Annotated in this window: 17 protein-coding genes; 11 read left to right on the top strand and 6 right to left on the bottom strand. The window is 63.6% G+C overall.

Annotated elements, in window-relative coordinates; all coding sequences use genetic code 11:
• Nucleotides 1–260: 260 nt before the first annotated feature.
• Nucleotides 261–539, bottom strand: coding sequence for a hypothetical protein (locus AC788_RS21420; RefSeq protein ID WP_236690530.1), 279 nt, complete (start codon nucleotides 537–539; stop codon nucleotides 261–263).
• Between the two features lie 84 nt (nucleotides 540–623).
• Here AC788_RS21420 and AC788_RS14685 point away from each other — a divergent pair, with 84 nt between their 5' ends.
• The 5 genes from AC788_RS14685 to AC788_RS14665 all read left to right on the top strand — a co-directional run bounded on the left by AC788_RS14685 (nucleotide 624) and on the right by AC788_RS14665 (nucleotide 6,655).
• Nucleotides 624–1,304: a spermidine synthase gene (locus AC788_RS14685; RefSeq protein ID WP_049861322.1), complete on the top strand. Its 681-nt coding sequence runs from the start codon at nucleotides 624–626 to the stop codon at nucleotides 1,302–1,304.
• Nucleotides 1,305–1,554: 250 nt separating this feature from the next.
• Complete coding sequence (locus AC788_RS14680) at nucleotides 1,555–2,208, top strand: DUF1120 domain-containing protein (protein ID WP_049861321.1); 654 nt, start codon at nucleotides 1,555–1,557, stop codon at nucleotides 2,206–2,208.
• 228 nt (nucleotides 2,209–2,436) lie between these two features.
• A complete protein-coding gene (locus AC788_RS14675) occupies nucleotides 2,437–3,171 on the top strand; it encodes a fimbria/pilus chaperone family protein (RefSeq protein ID WP_049861320.1) in 735 nt (244 codons plus the stop codon).
• Nucleotides 3,171–5,546 carry a fimbria/pilus outer membrane usher protein gene (locus tag AC788_RS14670; protein WP_049861319.1) on the top strand — a complete coding sequence of 792 codons (2,376 nt, stop codon included), beginning with the start codon at nucleotides 3,171–3,173 and terminating at the stop codon, nucleotides 5,544–5,546. Before AC788_RS14675 ends, AC788_RS14670 begins: the two co-directional genes overlap by 1 nt.
• On the top strand, nucleotides 5,543–6,655 hold the full coding sequence (locus tag AC788_RS14665; protein WP_049861318.1) for a DUF1120 domain-containing protein: 1,113 nt from the start codon (nucleotides 5,543–5,545) through the stop codon (nucleotides 6,653–6,655). Before AC788_RS14670 ends, AC788_RS14665 begins: the two co-directional genes overlap by 4 nt.
• A 27-nt stretch (nucleotides 6,656–6,682) precedes the next feature.
• On the opposite strand, the gene AC788_RS14660 is transcribed toward AC788_RS14665, so the two are convergent.
• Nucleotides 6,683–7,372, bottom strand: coding sequence for a DUF1120 domain-containing protein (locus tag AC788_RS14660; protein WP_049861317.1), 690 nt, complete (start codon nucleotides 7,370–7,372; stop codon nucleotides 6,683–6,685).
• Between the two features lie 127 nt (nucleotides 7,373–7,499).
• Nucleotides 7,500–8,156 carry a DUF1120 domain-containing protein gene (locus AC788_RS14655; protein ID WP_049861316.1) on the bottom strand — a complete coding sequence of 219 codons (657 nt, stop codon included), beginning with the start codon at nucleotides 8,154–8,156 and terminating at the stop codon, nucleotides 7,500–7,502.
• Between the two features lie 240 nt (nucleotides 8,157–8,396).
• Between AC788_RS14655 and dapE the strand changes: the two genes are divergently transcribed.
• The 4 genes from dapE to plsB all read left to right on the top strand — a co-directional run bounded on the left by dapE (nucleotide 8,397) and on the right by plsB (nucleotide 13,433).
• Complete coding sequence (gene dapE / locus AC788_RS14650; RefSeq protein ID WP_049861315.1) at nucleotides 8,397–9,548, top strand: succinyl-diaminopimelate desuccinylase; 1,152 nt, start codon at nucleotides 8,397–8,399, stop codon at nucleotides 9,546–9,548.
• A complete protein-coding gene (locus tag AC788_RS14645; protein WP_049861314.1) occupies nucleotides 9,548–10,360 on the top strand; it encodes a putative RNA methyltransferase in 813 nt (270 codons plus the stop codon). The genes dapE and AC788_RS14645 overlap by 1 nt, the downstream gene beginning before the upstream one ends.
• A gap of 12 nt (nucleotides 10,361–10,372) precedes the next feature.
• Nucleotides 10,373–10,750: a hypothetical protein gene (locus AC788_RS14640; RefSeq protein WP_049861313.1), complete on the top strand. Its 378-nt coding sequence runs from the start codon at nucleotides 10,373–10,375 to the stop codon at nucleotides 10,748–10,750.
• A 199-nt stretch (nucleotides 10,751–10,949) separates the two neighbouring features.
• A complete protein-coding gene (gene plsB / locus AC788_RS14635; RefSeq protein ID WP_049861312.1) occupies nucleotides 10,950–13,433 on the top strand; it encodes a glycerol-3-phosphate 1-O-acyltransferase PlsB in 2,484 nt (827 codons plus the stop codon).
• A 21-nt stretch (nucleotides 13,434–13,454) separates the two neighbouring features.
• Here plsB and AC788_RS14630 read toward each other — a convergent pair whose 3' ends face one another.
• Nucleotides 13,455–15,596 carry a hypothetical protein gene (locus AC788_RS14630; RefSeq protein WP_049861311.1) on the bottom strand — a complete coding sequence of 714 codons (2,142 nt, stop codon included), beginning with the start codon at nucleotides 15,594–15,596 and terminating at the stop codon, nucleotides 13,455–13,457.
• 330 nt (nucleotides 15,597–15,926) lie between these two features.
• Here AC788_RS14630 and AC788_RS14625 point away from each other — a divergent pair, with 330 nt between their 5' ends.
• Entirely contained in the window at nucleotides 15,927–16,328 is a 402-nt protein-coding gene (locus AC788_RS14625; protein WP_049861310.1) for a YbaY family lipoprotein, read from the top strand.
• A gap of 18 nt (nucleotides 16,329–16,346) precedes the next feature.
• Here AC788_RS14625 and AC788_RS14620 read toward each other — a convergent pair whose 3' ends face one another.
• Nucleotides 16,347–18,536 (bottom strand): TonB-dependent receptor, encoded by a 2,190-nt coding sequence (locus tag AC788_RS14620; RefSeq protein ID WP_049861309.1) that lies wholly within the window; start codon nucleotides 18,534–18,536, stop codon nucleotides 16,347–16,349.
• Nucleotides 18,537–18,673: 137 nt separating this feature from the next.
• Complete coding sequence (locus AC788_RS14615) at nucleotides 18,674–19,456, bottom strand: class I SAM-dependent methyltransferase (protein WP_049861308.1); 783 nt, start codon at nucleotides 19,454–19,456, stop codon at nucleotides 18,674–18,676.
• Nucleotides 19,457–19,551: 95 nt separating this feature from the next.
• Between AC788_RS14615 and AC788_RS14610 the strand changes: the two genes are divergently transcribed.
• On the top strand, nucleotides 19,552–20,166 hold the full coding sequence (locus AC788_RS14610) for a hypothetical protein (protein WP_049861307.1): 615 nt from the start codon (nucleotides 19,552–19,554) through the stop codon (nucleotides 20,164–20,166).
• The last annotated feature ends 162 nt before the right edge of the window (nucleotides 20,167–20,328 follow it).

The following is a 20,328-nucleotide window of genomic DNA, read 5'->3' as shown; positions in this document are numbered from 1 at the left end:
GGTTATCAGGGGCTGCGCGATGTGGCGTTGGAATATGCCTTCGCCCTCAAGGCCCGGGGGCCACCGCAGCACACTTGAAGCGGTGTGCCTGAGGAAACGCGGTGGGCCCGGCCGCGGCCCGCGCCGCTCCTACAGGGCCCGTGGTAGGCCGGGCGCGGCGGGCCTTCGGGAACGCGGTGCCTCATGCGGCGTGCGCAAACCCCTGTAGCAGCGGCGCGAGCCGCGTCGGCGGTGAATGCGGTCGGTCAGGAAAAACGCGATCAACCGCCGGGGGATTTGGGTTTGACCGGGGTGGGCGGGGTGTCCTGGCGGACGGGTTCGGGCACGTTGTCGGCCTTGGGTGGTGCGGGCAGTGGGATGGGGGGCAGCAAGGGCGGTGAGCCGGTCATGCCCTCGCCGCCGTGGGTGGGCGGCACGGTGACCTGTGGATAGGGCGTTGGCGTGGGTGTACCCGGCGAACCCGGCGGCAGCGACGAGGCCGATACCACACCGGCACACAGGGCAACACATGCAAAGACCGATACACTGCGCAACTTCATTGAACACCCCAAGGCTAGACTGCCTGTTCCGATGACACAGGCTACTACCATGGCACCCCCTTGTCCTCCCTCCGAGATTGACCGATGAAACGTTTCGTACTGCTCGACACCACACCGATCCCCGACAACGGCGGTGCGCTCTGCCTGTTCGAGTACGGCGAAGACTTCGTCATCAAGATCCAGGGCGGCGACGGCGGCCAACTGATGAACACCCGCATGCACGGTTCCGAAGACGCCCTGGCCGAAATCCCCTGTCGCAAGGTGGCCGGGCGGCCGAATTCGCGGGTGCTGATCGGCGGGCTGGGCATGGGCTTCACGTTGGCGTCGGCACTCAAGCACCTGGGCAAGACCGCCGAGGTAGTGGTCGCCGAACTGGTCCCGGGCGTGGTCGAATGGAACCGCGGCCCGCTGGGTGAGAAAGCAGGCAACCCGCTGGCCGATCCGCGCACCGTCATCCGCATGGAGGACGTGGCCAAGGTCCTGCAGGCAGAGCCGGCCGGCTTCGATGCCATCATGCTGGACGTCGACAACGGCCCTGAAGGCCTGACCCAGAAGGCCAACAGCTGGCTGTACTCGGCCGGCGGCCTCAATGCCTGCGCCAAGGCACTGCGGCCCAAGGGCGTGCTCGCCGTATGGTCCGCCAGCGCCGACCGGCAGTTCAGCGACAAACTGCGCAAGGCCGGCTTCAAGGCCGAAGAGGTGCAAGTATTCGCCCACGGCAACAAAGGCACCCGTCATACCATCTGGATCGCGCAGAAAATCTGACCCAACTGCGCCGTAGGAGCGGTCCGTGGCCGCGAAGGACGCATTGCGGTCTGCCAGACGCACCGCGGCGCCTGCTTCGCGGCCAATGACCGCTCCTACGGTGAGAGGCAAATTCCTGTTTGGCTGTGGAAATCAGCTAGGAAGTTTCACGGCAAACTTCTGAATCGGCTCACTTACCGGCTGCTTGACCGCTCCTAGAGTTGGCGACGTTGCGATGTGCAACGACCTTTAGCCAACCTGGGAGTCCATCATGAACCTACTACCCCGCCTGCTGACCGGCGTCGCATTGCTGGCCGCCCTGCCCGCCGCCATGGCCGCGTCGACAGTTGACGTCACCGTGACTGGCACTATTGTGCCTGCCGCGTGCACGCCCACTCATACAAGTCCGACCATAAGCTTCGGCAAGATCTCCGCAGCGGACCTGATCGATGACAAACCCTCGCGTCCGAAGCAGGATCAGTACCACACGCTGAACATCAACTGCACCGGCAAGACCCTGTTCGCGATCCGCGGCATCGACAACCGCGCCAGCACGGTCGGCAACACCTGGTATGTGAGCCCTTACGGTCTGGGTCTGACTCCCGCTGGGGAAAAACTGGGTGCGCATTACTTGACCCTTCAGCCAGGCCTTTCGCAAATCGATGGCAACCCGGTGTTCATCACCGAAAGCACCAACGGAGGCTCGACTTGGGGGGCGTCCAGCAGCGGTGCCAAGGCAATCCGGTCGCATGGCCCAATACTTGGTTTCGTCGACCAGTCTGGCGTGACCACCGGGCCCGCGCTTATCGAGAACGCTTCGCTTGGGCTCAAATCCCACATCATCCTCGCACCGAAAAGCACGCTGACACTGACCGACGAAGTCGCGCTGGACGGCTCAGCCACCATCGAGGTCGTGTACCTCTAAGACACCCCCCGCAGCGGCCCCTCGCCCCATCCGCGTGGGTGCCCTACACCGGTCGCTTACCTTTCCCACCGGCCTATAGGAAAGCACGGCGACCGCCGCGGGCGCATCGCCTCTAGAGTACTGCGGCCACGCCGCAGCCCCGTTACAACCACAAGATCTTCCCGGCACTGCGGTGCCGAGGAAGGCGTGGTCGCACCTGACATTGACCGTATTGCCTGGAAGACCCCGATGACACGCCTGCATTCCCGCCCCACGTCCCTGGCTCTGGCTTGTGCTGGCCTGACATCCCTGCTGGCCTGGAGCCCCACGGCGCACGCCGACGGCATGATCCCGGAAACCTCGGTGGTGATCGTCCACGAAGGCGAGGCCGAGGCCGCGATCAAGGTCACCAACAGCGATCCCAGCCCGGCATTGCTGCACGTGACCCTGGAACACATCCCCGAAGATCAGACTTCGCTGCTGTTCGTCACCCCGCCCATCGCTCGGGTCGAAGCCGGCGAGTCGCAGCTGGTGCGTTTCATTCTGTCCAACACCGAGCCGCTGGGCACACAGCGCTTGAAGCGGGTGATATTCGAGGGGCTCGCGCAGAACAGCCAGCCGGGCAAACCCGGTGAAGCGCGCGTGTCGGTGAACGTACGGCAGAACCTGCCGGTGATCCTGCACCCCAAGGGCCTGGCCAGAAACGCCGAGCCGTGGAAAGGCCTGCGCTGGTCGTTGCAGGGCGAACAACTGGTGGTCAGCAACCCCACGGCTTACGTGGTACGCCTGGCCCAGGAACTGTACAGCCTGCCCAGCCAGACGCCGTGGCAACTGCCACGCAGTTATGTATTGCCAGGCGAGCGCCTGACCTTGGCGGGCAACCCGCTGGCGAAAGAGGACGGGCAGGTTCGTTTCACCCCCGCCACCGTCTACGGCTTCGCCGTCGCGGCCTATGAAACCACCCTGCATCAGGACCTGCCCTGATGGCACCCATCTCCCGCTGCGCCTGGCCAGCGCTCAGCCTGGCCCTGTGCGGTGAATGGGCGATGGCGGCCGGTTTCGACAGCGAAACCTTGCGCCTGCGCGGCATCGACCCTGACCTGGCGGAGTATCTGGGACATACCGCACGCTATACCGAAGGCGTGCATGCCGTGCGGCTGACCGTGAATGGTCAGCCCAAAGGCATCGTCAATGCACGCTTCGATACCGATGGCGCGTTGTGCATCGACCAGGCCGTGCGCGACCTGGGCGAGCTGGTGGACAGTGGCGAACAGTGCGGGGACTTCCTCCAGCGGTTTCCCGAAAGCCTCGTCGAGCCGCTGCCCCAATCGGGCGAAGTGAAACTGCTGGTGCCGGCCCACGCGCTGCGCCTGCCGCCCGCAGACCTGTCGGCGTTCACCCGAGGCGGTATCGCCGGGCTGCTCAACTACGACGTGCAAGGCCTGTACAACACCTTCGACGGCCGCCGCAGCCAGTTCTACTCGGCCAACACCGAAGCCGGCATCAATGCTGGCGACTGGGTGGTGCGCAGTCGTCAGTTCTACAGTTCGGTGCAGGGCGTGGGCACCTGGCAGCACCTGGACGCCTATGCCCAGCGCACCTTCAGCGAGCGGCAGGCGATGCTGCAACTGGGTCAGATCAATCTGAGCAATCCGGTGCTGGCCGGCGCGCGAGTGACCGGCGCGCAATGGATGAGCGAACCGGCGCTGGGGGACAGCGGCAGCGGTGGTCGAGTGCAAGGTATCGCCGCCACTCAGGCGCGGGTCGATGTGCGTCAGGGCGGCGTGTTGATCTACTCCACGGTGGTCCCCGCCGGGCCTTTCGAGCTGACGCATATCCCGCAGTTGGATCGACGCCGGGATCTGGAAGTCACGGTGATCGAAGCCACGGGTGAACGGCGCACCTTTACCGTCCTGGCGGCCACCCTGGGCCTGGACCTGCCCGCGCGTGGCTTCTCCGTGGGCCTGGGGCAACTGCGCGACAGCGGCCAGGGCGCCGAGCAACCCTGGGTGCTGAGCGCCGGAGGCAGCCACCCGCTGGCCCCGGCTGCCAGTGTCAGCGTAGGCGCTTTGCTTGCCCAAGGCTACAACGCCGGCGGTGCCGGGTTGAGCCTGGAGCCTTGGCAAGGTGCTCGCCTTCAGGGGCTGACGCAGGTCGCCCGGGCCAGCGAGCCGGGCAGCTTCGGTGTGCAGAGCAGCCTCAGCCTCAATCAATCCATCAATCAGCATTGGTCGGCGCTGCTCAGCGCCGGACGCCAGACCCAAGGCTATCGAGAGCTCCTCGACAGCACCTGGAAACAGGAAGACGAACGGGACAGCCGGCTACGCGACGAGTACGCCCTGGGACTGGCCTGGACCCACCCTTGGCTGGGCAGCCTCAGCGGCACCTGGTCCACTACCACCGCCTTTGACGGTGAGCGAGCCGCGCGCGCGCAGCTCAATTGGGGACGACGGCTGGGTCCGGTTTCCCTGACGGCCACGGGGCAGTGGCAAACGGCGGGCAACGGCGTGCTCGGCAATGCCCTGTACCTGAGCGCCAGTCTGCCCTTGGGTGATGGTTTGAACTGGCGTTCCACGGCCCGCCACGACGCCCGTGGCATGCGCCTGGGCAGCGGCGTGCAAGGCCGTTTGGGCGAGCACACCCAGTACCGGGTGGCCGCCGAACGCGCCAGCCGTGATGGTGAACTGAGTTACAACGGCGGAGTATCCCAACTGACCCGCGCCGCCCAACTGGACTTTGGTTATGCCAGTTATGGCGCTGGCAGCCAAGGCTACAGCGCGGCCGCGCGCGGAGCGCTGGTGCTCCACGATCAAGGCTTCACCTTGTCGCCGTACACCTTGCAGGACACCTTCGGTCTGCTGAGCCTGGGCGACGTCGCCGGGGTGCAGATCGACACGCCCGGCGGCACCGTGTGGACCGATCGTCAAGGCCAGGCGGTGCTGCCGCAACTGGCACCGTTTGGCCGCAGCAATGTGCAGGTGGCTACCGCTTCGTTGCCGCGCAATGTCGATGTGCAGCAGGGCGCGGCCCTGATCCAGGCCGCACGGGGAGCTGTGCCCCGGGTCAGCTTCCCCGTGACCGTGACGCGCCGCGTGCTGATGCAGGTGGCGGACCCTTCGGGACAAGGCTTGAAGGGCGGCACCGCGGTCACCGACGAGCAGGGGCAATTGGTGACCCTGGTGCAGCAGGACGGTGCGGTGTTCGTGCCCAATGTCTACGCCACCCCGCGCCTGTGGAGTCGCACCGCCGATGACCAGGTGTGCGAGCTGCATTTCTCGCTGCCAACCAGCGCCGACCCTGACGTGTATTTCGAAACGAGCACGGCGCAGTGCCGAACGCAAGAAGGAAGCCTGCAATGAAGACCCGCACGATACTCCGGGCCTTGGCCCTCCTTGCCAGCCTGGCCGTACCCTTTTCGGCCTGGGGCCAGGGCTGTGCGTTATCCCTGAGCCTGGCGGACATTGACTTCGGTCAGTTCAACCGCACCACGTTGCAGGTGTCTGGCGGTGAGTTGCCGCTGCCACCGCGAAGGCTGGCGCTGAATCTGGTGTGCGAAACCGAACAGGAGCTGACCCTCACCTACCACGCCGACGCCGCCTCGGGGCAGGTGTTCGACGGGGGTGTGGCCGGCCGCTATCAGCTGCAAATCAGCCAGGCCAGAGTCGACGACCAGCCGGTGCAATGGGCTGCCGGAGGCGGTTCTTCATCCGCTCAGGTGGGCCGCCTGGAAAGACAACGCGGGTTGCAGCCGATGCGCGCCGGCACCGTGGTCCGCGGCAGGCGCCTGAGCGCGCAAGTGGAGGTTGAAGGCACCTTGGACCTGGCGATGCTGGGCGCGACCCAGGCGCAGCAGGGCCAGGCTCAGGGCAGCTTGCAGGTGGCCGGTCAGCGGCGCGACCTGCGCCTGCGTGTGGGCTTCGCGCCAGCGGCCTGTCGGCCTACGCTGAGCGCTGGCGGGCAGGTCGACTTCGGCCAGATCGGCGCGGGTGAGCTGCACCGCGACAAGCCGACCTCGTTCAGCCGGCAGACCACGCTTGAGGTGAGCTGCGATGCCGCCACGCGCTTTGCCTTGCGTGCGGTGGACAACCGCGCGGGGTCGGCGAGCGAACGCCTGGGAGTGTTGCCCTCGACGCTGTTCGGCATTGGCCGAACCAGTGCCGGCCAGCCGCTCGGAGGCTTCACTACACAGCTGGCGCCGGGCACCGGCCGCGACGGGGCACGCGCGTCGGTCTTGCTGGGGGATGCCGCGGCCCAAGTGTGGCGGTATGCGCCAGAAGGGTGGCTGCACCACGACGGCCAACCTACAGCCTTTCAGCACGCCCACACCGGAGAGCGAACACCCGGGGCCTGGTCGGGATTGTCGATACCCGTGACCATCGACCTGCACCTGGCACCCGCGCGGGAGCTGGACCTGCGTCAGGACACCCCGATCGATGGCTCCGCCACCCTGGAGATTCTTTACCTATAGACGCCACTCGACAGACGCCACTCGGCGTCACAGGTACACCACTTCCACAGTGACGTGACCGTCCAGCGGCACCGCGTCGGTGACCGTGAGGCCTTGAGCCGGGGCAATGATTCCATGGGCGCGGATGCCCAGTTGCGCCCACTCCACCGGCACCGCGCCGCTGCGTACGCCCGGCCGGTCCACCAATCCCAATAGGCCGCCATCGACGGGCAAGGGCTGCGGCTGGGCCGTGGAGGTTTGCCAATGGTGACCGGTACGGTCGCCCAGGCTGAGGAAGACTTGCCCTCCATCGATGCTCGAACGCGCCGGAATGACGTCCAGGTGGTACGCCCCCACCTGTTCGCCGGCCAGGGTGTGCCCCAGACCCAGTGACGCAGCGCGGCCGGTGTCATAGGCCGAACCGGCACGGTTATCCAGCAGCCGCAGGCCATACAGAGTGGGTGTCCCGCAGGCAATGGTGAGTGTAGGAGCATGCTCGACCAGCGCGGTCGGTTGCTCGCGGTTGAGATCGGCACTGCTCACGGTGCCGAAATGCAGGCTGTCGGTACTCATGAGCGGCGTGCAGGCGCTGGGAATCAGCGTTCCGCTGACCCGTACGTCGACGGTCGAGGCGCCAGATGCGAGCGTGGTCGACAGCAAGGCGATGGAGGTGATCAGTGTGCGTGGCAAGGTGTTCATGATGAGCTGCCCCATGGTGATGAGCGAACCGGTTCGCAAGACCGGACATCCTTTCAGGATGGGGCAGAATGTCCGGCACGGCTAGAGCACATCTCCTACACGACGCACAGCCATTATCGCGACCTGCGAACCAGATGCAGCGACCGGAGGTCGTGAGCATGGCAGTTCAAAGGTAGGTCAGTTCCAGGGTCGCGGAGCCCTCCATCGGCACTTCGCTGGTCAGCGTCAGGCCGCTTGTCGGCGCGATGACCAGTGATGAGCTCAACCCCACCACGGCGCTCTTGATCGGAACCGGCCCGGTAGACACGCCCGACTCAGCGGCGAACCCAGCGAGCTGGCCATTGGCGCGCAGGCTTCGCGGGTTGCCCTCGGCCGGTAGCCAGCGGCTGGCGTCGGCGCTGCCAAGGGGGACAAAAGCGGGCTTGCCGTCGATGCTGGAGCGGGCAGGAACGATGCGCAGGACATGGGCACCGATCTTCTCGCCGGCCGGGGTATAACCCAATCCATAGTAGGTGCCGCTGCTGCTTTGGAAGACCGAGTCGCCGCGGTTGTCGATGGCGCGGATGCCGTACAGCGTCGGCGCCTCGCAGGCTATCAGCAAGGTGGCTTCCCGAGGGCGCGCGGCCAATGAAGTCGGCTGGTCGGCACTGAGTTCATTGGCGGCGATCTTGCCATGGTCGATGCCCGGGTTGTTCAAGCTAGGTGTGCAACCGCCGGGGATGATCGAGCCCGACACCATCACCTCGACCGACGGAGCGGCCAGCGCGGATGTCAGCGCCGTGATCAACGCCACACCGACGGCCATGGGGTATACGAAGTGCATGTGCAATCCTCTGTGCTGGAGGACGCCAGTGCCCTCCAGGCTACCGCCGATTCTGACCAGCGCATCGCGCCAGACACAGGGTAGACGCGACGCCTGAGCTGTCAGTCGCAGCCAGATCCAACGTAGGAATCATCACGCGATCAATGGAGCATTGGCGAGCACGCCGCCATGGCTGCGCTTCGAGGGTGTTTTTGCTTTACCATATCGCCCCTTTACACGCCCCCTGTTCTCGGAGTTCCCATGACGGCCGTCGCCGACCTTTCACCCACGCTGCAGCTCGCCTGCGATCTGATCCGCCGCCCTTCGGTCACACCGCTGGATGCCGACTGCCAGAAGCTGATGATGCAGCGCCTGGGCCAGGCTGGGTTCAAGCTGGAGCCGATGCGTATCGAGGACGTGGACAATTTCTGGGCAACCCACGGCACTCAGGACGGCCCGGTCCTGTGCTTCGCTGGCCACACCGATGTAGTGCCGACCGGGCCGACGCAGGCCTGGCAGATCGCCCCGTTCGACGCGGTGATCGATGAGCAGGGCATGCTCCACGGCCGAGGCGCTGCGGACATGAAAGGCAGCCTGGCGGCCATGCTGGTCGCGGCGGAGCGTTTCGTCGCCGATCACCCGGATCACCGAGGTTCGGTCGCCTTCCTGATCACCAGCGACGAAGAAGGTCCGGCCCACCATGGCACCAAGGCGGTGGTCGAACGCCTCGCTGCCCGCAACGAACGTCTGGACTGGTGCATCGTTGGGGAGCCATCGAGCACCACCCTGGTTGGCGATGTGGTGAAGAACGGCCGTCGCGGTTCGCTGGGCGCCACCTTGACCGTTCGCGGCGTGCAGGGCCATGTGGCGTATCCGCACCTGGCCCGCAATCCGATTCACCTGGCCGCGCCAGCCCTGGCCGAACTGGCCGCCGAGCACTGGGACGACGGCAACGCCTTCTTCCCCCCCACCAGCTTTCAGGTGTCCAACCTCAACAGCGGCACCGGCGCCACCAACGTCATTCCGGGTGACCTGACGGCGGTGTTCAATTTCCGCTTCTCCACCGAGTCCACGGTCGAAGGCCTGCAGCAACGTGTGGCCGCGATTCTCGACAAGCATGGCCTGGACTGGCACATCGACTGGGCGCTGTCCGGCCTGCCGTTCCTGACCGAACCCGGCGCCTTGCTGGATGCGGTGGCGTCCAGCATCAAGAACGTCACCGGCCGCGAGACCCAGGCCTCGACCAGCGGCGGCACATCCGATGGGCGCTTCATCGCCACCCTGGGTACCCAGGTGGTCGAGCTCGGCCCGGTCAATGCCACGATCCACCAGGTCAACGAACGCATCCTGGCCAGCGACCTCGATGTGCTGACCGAGATTTACTACCAGACCCTCGTCGAGTTGCTCGCCTGATGCTCACCTGCCCCCTCTGCACTGCCATGCTGGCCAACGCCGACAACGGCATGGTCTGCCCCAGCGGTCATCGCTTCGATCGCGCGCGCCAGGGCTACCTGAACCTGCTGCCGGTGCAGCACAAGAACAGCCGTGACCCGGGTGACAACCAGGCCATGGTCGAGGCTCGCCGCGACTTCCTCAACGAGGGGCACTATGCGCCCGTGGCCCAGCGCCTGGCCGAGCTGGCCGCCGAGCGCTGGCCACGACGCTGGTTGGACATCGGCTGCGGCGAAGGCTACTACACCGAACAGATCGCCCAGGCGCTGCCCCGCGCCGATGGCTATGCGCTGGACATCTCCCGTGAGGCGGTCAAGCGCGCCTGCAAGCGCGCGCCGTCCGTGCACTGGCTGGTCGCCAGCATGGCGCGTGTACCGCTGGCCGACGCCAGCTGCCAATTCCTGACCAGCGTGTTCAGCCCGCTGGACTGGACCGAGGCCAAGCGCCTGCTCGCCACAGGCGGCGGCCTGATGCGCGTGGGGCCCACCAGCGGCCACTTGATGGAACTGCGCGAGCAGCTCTATGACGAGGTACGCGACTACGTCGACGACAAGCACCTGTTGCAGGTGCCCGAAGGCATGCAGCACACGCATCATGAAACCCTGACCTTCAAGCTCAAGCTGATCGACGCGCAATCGCGCGCCAACCTGCTGGCAATGACCCCGCACGGCTGGCGCGCCAGCGCCGAGCGCCGCGTCGCGGTGATCGAACAGCCGCGACCGCTGGTGGTCACGGTATCCATGCGCTACGACTATTTTGTGCGTCAAGACTGAGCGAGCCTACCCATGCGCCAACCCGATATCGAGATTTACCTCAAGGACGCCGACGTCGACCACAAGGCCATCGCCGCCTGGCTCGGCGAAGCCCTGGGCCCTTGCAGCGACTGGCAACAGAAGGGCCAGACCTGGAAGTGCCGCGCAGGCAACGTGCCGGTGACCTGGCTGCCCAAGGCGGTGGGCAAGTGGAACAGCCTGTACCTGGAAAGCGACAAGACCCCTTGGGACGACGACATCGCCTGCGCCCGCGCGGCCTTCGCGGCGCTCAATGTCGAGGTGCGTTGCGCACCGGGCAGCTGGGTGGAGGAAGAAGGCGAAGAGCACGCTGACCGCTGGATCCGTATCAGCGACGATGGCGAGGAAGAGATCACCTGGCGTACCGGCTGACACGATGTGGCTTTTTCGCGGCCACTGACCGCTCCTACGAAGCCTTTCGAAATTGCTGCTGGTATGCCAAGCAAAATCTTGTAGGAGCGGCCAGTGGCCGCGAAAGGGCCAGTAGCCATACGGAGGTATTCGCTGCCACCCTGCATCCCTTACGTCCACAAAACCCGGTAAAGTAGCGTTTTCCCCCAAGCCCTGGCCTATGACCCGCTCACCTCTGCACCGCCTTGTGTTCGGCACCTTGCGCCGCTTGCTGTACCTGTGGGTTCGTTCCGAAACCATCAACCAGTCGTCGTTCACCCTGAATCTGGATCGCAGCCGGCCGGTACTGTACGCCTTGCAGTCGCCCTCGCTGACCGACCTTGCCGTGGTCGACCGCGAATGCACCAAGGCCGGCCTGCCCCGTCCGGTACTGCCCGTGGCCATTGGCGACCTCATGGAGCCTACGGCGGTGTTCTACCTCACACCGGACCCGGACTGGCTCGGTCGTCAGGACAAACGGGGCGCCCCGCCCACTCTCGCCCGGCTGGTCACGGCGCTGGCACAGAACGCCGGCGAAGATGCGCAGATCATTCCAGTCAGCGTGTTCTGGGGGCAATCGCCAGCCAGCGAGTCCAGCCCCTGGAAGCTGCTGTTCGCCGACAGCTGGGCGGTCACCGGGCGCTTGCGCAAGCTGGTCAGCATCCTGATCCTGGGGCGCAAGACCCGCGTACAGTTTTCCGAGCCGATCCATCTGGCCGAACTGGTGCAGCAGAACAAGGGTCACGAGCGGACGGTGCGCATGGCCCAGCGCATCCTGCGGGTGCACTTCCGCAACCTGAAGACCTCCGTCATCGGTCCCGACATTTCCCATCGCCGCCACCTGGTCAAAGGCCTGGTACGCGACCCCCTGGTACGCCAGGCCATCGCCGAGGAAGCCGAGCGCGAGCACATCACGCTGGAAAAGGCCGAGGCCCGCGCGCTGCACTATGGCAATGAAATCGCCTCGGACTACACCTACACGGCTATCCGTTTTCTGGAGGTGGTGCTCAGCTGGTTCTGGAACAAGATCTACGACGGCATCAAGGTCAACAACATCGATGGCGTGAAGGACGTTGCGCGCGGCAACGAGGTCATCTATGTACCCTGCCACCGCAGTCACATCGACTACCTGCTGCTGTCCTACCTGCTGTTCAAGAACGGCCTGACCCCGCCCCACATCGCTGCAGGCATAAACCTCAACATGCCGGTGATCGGCAGCCTGCTACGCCGTGGCGGCGCGTTTTTCATGCGCCGTACCTTCAAGGGCAACCCCCTGTACAGCGCGGTATTCAACGAATACCTGCACACCCTGTTCACCAAGGGTTTTCCGGTGGAGTACTTCGTCGAGGGCGGCCGCTCACGCACCGGACGCATGTTGCAGCCCAAGACCGGCATGCTCGCCATCACCCTGCGCAGCTACTTGCGCTCCTCGCGTACGCCGATCGTCTTCGTGCCGGTCTACATCGGCTACGAGCGGGTGCTGGAAGGCCGCACCTATCTGGGCGAGCTGCGTGGAGCGACCAAGAAGAAAGAGTCCATTCTGGACGTGTTCAAGGTCATCGGCGCCCTCAAGCAGCGTTTTGGCCAGGTGGCGGTCAATTTTGGCGAGCCGATCAAACTCCACGCCTTTCTCGACGAGCAGCAGCCTGGCTGGCGCGAGCAGGAATTGGCACCGCAGTTCAAGCCCGACTGGCTGAACGAGACCACGCACCGCCTGGGCATCCGCGTGGCCCGTCACATGAACGAGGCGGCGGCGATCAACCCGGTGAACCTGGTAGCACTGGCATTGCTGTCGACCAGCAAGCTGGCGCTGGACGAGGGCGCCATGGAGCGGGTACTCGACCTGTACCTGACGCTCCTGCGCAAAGTGCCCTACTCGCCTCACACCACCGTGCCCGAAGGCGACGCCCGCAGCCTGATCGCCCATGTCCAGGACATGAAGTTGCTGTCCGAACAGCGCGATGCCCTGGGCAGGATTCTGTACCTGGATGAACAGCATGCGGTGCTGATGACCTATTACCGCAACAACGTGCTGCATATCTTCGCCCTGCCCGCGCTGCTGGCCAGCTTCTTCCAGAGCACCTCGCGCATGACCCGCGAACAGATCCTGCGTTACGCCCATGCGCTGTACCCCTATCTGCAGGCCGAACTGTTCATCCGCTGGAACGCCGAGCAGCTCGATGAGGTGATCGACCAATGGCTGCAGGCGTTGGTCGAGCAGGGCTTGCTGCGCCTGGAGAACGGCGTGTACCTGCGTCCCGCGCCCAGCTCGCGCCAGTTCGTGCTGCTGACCCTGTTGTCGCGCGCCATCGCCCAGACCTTGCAACGCTTCTACATGGCGATCGCCTTGTTGCTCAACGCCGGCCAGAACACCCTCAGCGCCGAGGAGCTGGAAGACCTGTGCACGACCATGGCCCAGCGCCTGTCGATCCTGCATGGCCTGAACGCACCGGAGTTTTTCGATAAGAGCCTGTTCCGCCACTTCATCCAGACCCTGCTCGATCAGGAAGTGTTGCGCCGTGATGCCCAAGGCAAGTTGAGCCACCACCCGCTGCTCGACGAACTGGCCGAGGGGGCCGCCAAACGGGTGCTGCCGGCGGAGATTCGCTTGTCGATCCGTCAAGTCGCGCTGCACCGCAGCGAGGAAGCCGCCGACGGGCTGTGATCGTCGGCGGGCCGCTGTACATCATTCCAGTCTCACTAAACGAGTCGACGTGAACGAGGCCTCTTGATCCCTAGCCCGGACGACGAAGGCGCGTACCTCGACCGGTTGCCGGTAGTTGACCAGGCTGGCGGGAATCACCACCCGAACGGGTTGGGAGGGGTCGGATACAACCTGCTCGACACGCCATGCCACGATGCTCAGTGCCGTTTCGGGAGAGGTATCGGCAAACCAGATGACCCTGTCGCCAATCCCGAGACTCCACGGTTTCGACAGAGTGATCAATGCCTGACCTCTGACCCACCACACGGCAGATTCCACGTGAGTAAGTGGCATCACATCTACTGATTCTACCGTGGGCTGAACATCGAAACGGCTCACCGGGCCGTCCAGGACTCGACCCAGTGCAAGAACGGTATAACTGGCGACGACTTGGCCTCCCAGGTGGGCGATCACGTCTCGAGGCGGTATTTGAACGGTCAGACCGTTCGCCTGATGCTCATAGGTCCAGGGAATGGAAGTGACCCGATGTCCTTTCCCTGCACTGCCGCCCCAATAAAACGTGACCACGTCGCCGGGGTTGAGCCCAGGTGCTGGCGCAAGAAAAACCGAAACCCCGACCGTCGCCGCCTCCACGGAGATGAGGGGAAAGTCACCGCTGTTGTACTCGGCCTCCAGAACCTGAAGTGGCGGTCTCTTGACTGCGAAATCGAGTACGGTGTATTCCGATCTCATGTCTGAACCGTCTTGCACGACGTAGTACAGCGAGACCACCTGATTGAGCAGCCGACTGGCCATCTCTCCCGGCACTTTCCAGGTCACCATGGCGTCGTCGGTGGTCAGTGCTCCCACGCCCTGGGTTGCCGCGGTGTAACCCTTCAGCAGTAAGGACAGATAGCTACCATTTGGCAAGTGTGCAGGCCGGGGAGCCGATACAGTAAGGCCGGCAGAGATGGCCTCCTCGCTAACCCCACCCTCGATGGCTTCCAGCACGGTGGGTGCCTCAAGCGACCCAGGCTCCACCAAGGCCGGAGGTTGATCGGGCAATGATCCACGCAGAGGCGAATTCATTCTTATGACCGTCACCTGGTCAACTTCAGCAGCCCAGACCGCATCCGCACCCGCGGTTATCCACGTTGTAGTGAACACCGAGTTTCCGGAGAATTTGGGCAAAAAGGCTGAACTCCATTTGGTAGGCCCATCGAGAGATCGGGTCTCCAGCAGGTAGTCTCTTCTAGGTGAGCCCAGTTCTTCCCAGAGAAAGAGTGTTTGGTCGGCACCCGCCTGCTGCCCTACGGATTGAGGTACTGTAAACAGCACTCTGGTTTCTTCGCTCAACTCGCTGAAAAGACGAGGGCCGGTAAAAACTGCATCGGCAACAACGAGGGCACCACTATCGCGTTCTACGAAAAACGTACCGAGCGGCCCCTGTGTAGTGCCGTCTGCCGCTACAACTCTGTAAAAAACGGTAATCGTACTGTTGCCGCTCGGTTGCAGGAACTTCGCAGGCACGGGTACGCTGATGGCCTGACCAACAGCGCTCTGCTCAACCGTCACTCGGAAGACATGGCTGCCTTCCGACTGCTGCCCGAGCAGATAAATCATGACGTCGTCGCCGTACTTCATGCCGTCATAAGGAGGAATGAGCAATACGCTGCCACGGGCCGCAACCTGTGCATCTATGACGCTATTTATAGCACCCGCCATACGGGCCATATGATTGGGAAGTGCCAATTCGAAAAATGTGGTTATCCATATCCAAGGGACCCATGAACCGAGTTCGAACGCGTACAAGTCGGCCGCCATGACCTGCCCTGCAAAAGGCGCTAGTTGCTCAGGAGCAATGAACAATTTTTCGCCTTCATAAATACCGTCGACAAACTCAGTGGAAAATTGCCACTGTTCACTATCAAAGCTCAGGGCCAATATAATTATCCCCTCTTTTGGCAGGAAGGGATGACCGGTCAGCGGAGGAACAATGATCGAGATTCCGCGCTTGAGATGATCAGCGGTGACCTCCCCATAGCGAAAATTGAACGTTTGACCGTGATGGGCGCCTTCTACATCCAGAAGCACTTCCTCGACAACCGATGGCTTGTGTGTTGCCGTTGCCTTGGGGCGTTCGGGAAGGCTGTGAACATTGAGCAATTTAGTGAGCGCATTCATATACCTGTCCTCGACCATTTAAGACAGCGAAGTAACCAAAGAGAAAGATTTTGATTTCATGATTTATTAAACCAACATAGCAGCCAACCTGAACCACTGCCAAAACATCCCTGATAAAAACAAAAGTATTCATTAAGCCATTATGTGAAAAATCGTATTCACTTCAGCGCAGTCCTACACGAGGACTTGACACATCATGGCGCACCTTATTCTTGACCCTGTACAATGATGACTTAAAGGTGGCTCTGGTCACCTTGTAAGTCAGCGTGACGCGACTGGTCGGGGATGTACGTTGTAGACATACCTATATATGAAAGAGGAAAGAAATCCATGAAACGCCTTTCACTGATCGTACTCAGTGCCCTCATCGGCGCCTGCAGCAGCCTGCAGCCTGCCAGCAAAGCCACCCTGGAAGGGGAAGCGTTCTATCTGCAGCGCATCGCCTTGCCACCTTCGGCGGTCTTGACCGTGAGCCTGCAGGACGTGTCGCTGGCCGATGCACCTGCCGTGGCCCTGGCCCGCCAAAGCGACCCAATCACCGGCCAGGTGCCACTGCCGTTCAAGCTGGAATACGACCCGGCTCAAGTCAAACCAGGTCATCGTTATGCCGTGAGTGCCCGCGTCGAAGCCGATGGGCACCTGTTGTTCATCAGCACCCAGCATCACGGAGTGACGCTGGATGGCAAGGATGAACAGCCGCTGCGCATCCGCATGGACGCCGCTTCGCGGTGATCCGGAACGCGCCGGTGGTCAGAATCGATAGACGCTGCTCAACACCGCCGCGCGACCGTCTCCGTACTCCACGGCCGAAGAGCGGGTGTCGCTGCCGATAACCGTACGCACCCGCTCGACATAATGCTTGTTGGTCAGGTTGCTCAGGTTCAGCTGCAGTTCGAGGTTGTCCGAGGCCTGGTAACCCAGCATGGCATCGTGCACCCAGTAGGCCTCGAGCTTGGCTTGATCCTGGGATGTCAGGTTGCGCTTGCCGACATGGCGCACACCGTAGGCCAGGGTGATGTCGCCGGGAAGCTGATAGGCAGTCCACAGGTTGAACGAACGCGGGGCGGTATTGCTCAGCGCCTGCCCTACACGCTTGGGCGAAGCTACCGACTTGAGCGTCTCGCTGTTCTGCAAGGTGTAGTTGGCAAACACATGCCACTGCTCGGTCAACTTACCGGTGGCAGCCAGCTCCACACCCTGCACCCGCTGCTTGCCCGCCAGCAGGTTGGTGCCGTCGCTCAAGCGCTCGCGAACGTTGTCCTTGACCACCCGGAACAAGGCGCCTTCAAGTTGCAGGCGCTCATCGAACAATTGCCACTTGGTCCCCAGTTCCCAGGTTTTGCCCTTTTCAGGTTCCAGGCTATGGGTGCTTTCGGATAACCCGCCGCCGGAGGTGAGCAGGTTTTCGGCCGAGGGGTTGAACGAGGTGCCGTAGGCCACATAGAAGCGGCCGTTCTCGGTGGGCTTGTAGACCAGGCCGGCGCGTTGACTGAAGACGCCATCGGTAGAACCGGCCTGTGCACGAACGCCGCTAGAGGAGCGGGTATTGGCCTCTGCGCGCATGTGGTCGTAACGCAGGCCCAGGCTGAGGTCCCACTGCTCGTTCAGGGCCAGGGTGTCGAACACGTACAGTGCCCCATCCTTCATGATGTTATGCGCCACACTGGTGGGCGACTTGACCTTCGGTCCCCTCCAATAGCCCGGTGGGTTGGCCAGTTCGTAGCCGTTCGCCGGGTAGAAAGACTCCACGGCATAACCCGAGGCCTTGCGGTCGTAGGTTTCGCGCGACAGCTCGGCACCGACCACCAGGGTATGGCCCAGGCCGAAGGTATCGAAGTGCCCGGTGAGGCTGGTCTGGTTCATGGCCAGACGGGTGTGCACATCGCGCCGGTAGGCTTGCGGCCCCGCCGGCAGGTAGCGGCCTGCTGGGAGCTTGGCGAGCTTGACGTGGGAAGCGGACACGGTGGTATCGCGGTCGACCTGGCTAAGTCGCGTCAGGTTCTGCACGGTCCAGTCCGGGTTGATGTCGTGCTCGTACTTGACCGTCAGGCTGTCGGTGTCGGCACGTTCCTGGTCCAGGTTGCGCCAGCCGTAATAGTGGCTGGTCTTGACCCCGGACGGACGCTTGCCATCGCGGGCAGGCACGCCGTAGTCGGGCAGGTTGTCATCGCTCTGGTGGAAATAGCTGAGGGTCAGGCGTGTATCGCTGCCGTGCCCGAACGTCAGCGAAGGCGCCAGGCCCCAGCGTTGCTGTTCGATACGGTCGCGGCCCGGCACCTGGTTCTCGTGGGCCATGAGGTTCAGGCGAAACAGGGTACCGTCGCCGAGGTCGTGCAGTTGCTGGTTGGTATCGAGGGTCAGGCGGCGATAGCGATCGGTGCCGACACCTGCGCCCAGTTCGGTGAAGCTGTCGGCGAGCGGCAGCTTGGTGATCAGGTTGATGGCGCCACCGGTAGTGCCGGCGCCGCCGAACACCGAGCTGGGCCCCTTGATGACCTCGACCTGTTCCAGGTTGAACAGGTCGCTGCGGCTGGTCTGGGCAGAATCGCGCAGGCCGTCGATCTGCAGATTGGCGTTGGCGCTGAAGCCTCGAATATTGATGCTGTCGCCCGAGCCCCCGCCGCCCTCGCCTGCGTTGAAGGAAATCCCGGAGATGTTGGACAGCGCCCGGCGCAGGCCCAGGGCGTTCTGTTCGCGCAGAATCTGACGCGGGACCACGGTCACCGTTTGCGGCACGTCGAGCAACGGCACGGCGTACTTGGCCGAGGCCGAACGCTGGACCTGGTAGGGCGGCGCAGCCTGCTTGCCCGTCACGCTCAGCTTGTCCAGCTCCATCACTTCATGCCCCTCATGGGCATTGGCACCGGCGGCGCAACCGATCAACGCCAAGCCCAGCGCCGAACGGCGGGGCAACGTGCAAACTCCTGTAGAACGGTACATGTATACAGCCTCATTACAAATGAGACTTGATTCTATTTGAGCGTGCCGGGCTAAAACCGGCACGGAAAAAATCAGGACCGTTCCTACGCACCCATGGGTACGGAAGCTCGCCGATGCCTACAGCACAAGGCTAATTCTCATGCTGGCTTGAGCGCTTTCTTCGGGTAGATATCGTAGCGACTGGACTTGCCTTCCAGGGCATGACTGGGTTTGCTGCCCTCGATGCACGGTGCCTTGCGCGGTCGCTTGACCACCACTCGGTGGGTGGCCAGCTCCAAGGCGGCGGCCAGCAGAGCCGGTGCATCCATGTCATCGCCCACCAGCGGACGGAACAGGCGCATTTCCTTCTTTACCAGCGCGCTTTTTTCCCGATGGGGAAACATCGGATCCAGGTAGATCACCTGGGGGGCATCACCCTGCCACTGCTGCATGACCTCGATCGAGTTACCCTTGAGCAGCCGCATCCGTGCGACGATGGCACCCACCTCCGGGTCATTCTGGGCGCGGTCCAAACCGTCTTCGAGCAACGCGGCGATGATCGGCTGGCGCTCCACCAGGCTCATGTCGCAGCCCAGGCTGGCCAGCACGAAGGCATCCTTGCCCAGGCCCGCCGTCGCATCCAGTACCCGCGGCCGCACACCGGGCTGCACGCCCACGGCCTTGGCAATCATCTGGCCACTGCCGCCGCCGTACAGTCGCCGATGGGCCACGGCGCCTTCGGCGAAATCGACCCGCACGGGGCCTGGTGCGTCCGCGCCCAGTTGCTGCAATTGCAGGCCGCTTTCGCCGACCTCCAGGGTGAAATCGGCGTCGGCCAACTGGCGAGGCAGCTCCAGGCGTTTTGCCCACCGTTCGGCTTGCGATTCGCAGGCCTCGTTCTGTGCCTGAACCTGGATGCGACCACCTGCTTGCTGCTCCACTGAAGATTCCTGTATCGAAAGGCTAAAAGATCGGCGTATGCCGCCGATAAGAACTTTGCCAGGCATTTTGCCAGAGCCCAAGCGTGCCGAGTGCCATGTCCGTCATCAATTCCACAGCGCCAGGTTACATTTCGCCCACCGGCGACTTCAGCCAGCACAACATCCAGACCCTGGGTGCTGCGAGCGCGCTGTGGCAGGACTTCTTCGCCCAGGCATTGACCGAGCATGGCGAAGGGCAACCGCAGGGACAGGCGTCTGCAGTCAGCGCAAGCGAATCGGCGAACGAACCCAGCGCCGGGAGCGAGATTCTGGCGCACATTCTCATGCAACGCTTGTGCGATGTCCGCGAGACCGAAGTCAAACCGCCCGAGCCGCTGTTCCTGCCCAAGGCCGAGCTGGACCTGACCCTGCTGGACAAGGCCGCTGAGCCATTGCCCGAAGAAGACGTGCTGGCGCAGCAGGCTCACCTGGCGTTCGACAGCCGTTGGGTTCGGCCGCTGGTGCTGAGCCTTGGGACCGAGGCATCCAACCCAGGCCCGGCACCAGCCCCACGTGCGCTGCACCTGCCGATCGCCGAACTGGATTGGCAATTGGCCCAGACGTCGGAGCCGCTTGCGCAGGCGACCCTCGACGAGCAATGCCATGCATTGGCGCTGGACCTGAGCTGGATGCGCCCGGTTGTGCTGAACAATACCCGTCAAGCGGTTTGACCGACGCCGGGTTCATCCAGTTACACCGCATGCACCGCCGACGCGGCTCGCGCCGCTGCTACAGAAGTACTGTTGTGTTGAACAACACGCGTCGAGCGGTTTGATCGACGCCGGGTTCCTCCAGTTACACCGCATGCACCGCCGACGCGGCTCGCGCCGCTG

Origin of the sequence: Pseudomonas sp. RIT-PI-a (assembly GCF_001187875.1) — a bacterium.
GTDB classification, from domain to species: Bacteria; Pseudomonadota; Gammaproteobacteria; order Pseudomonadales; family Pseudomonadaceae; genus Aquipseudomonas; species Aquipseudomonas coleopterorum.
Note: the sequence above shows the minus strand (reverse complement) of the source record. Positions and strands in the feature narration are given on the sequence as shown.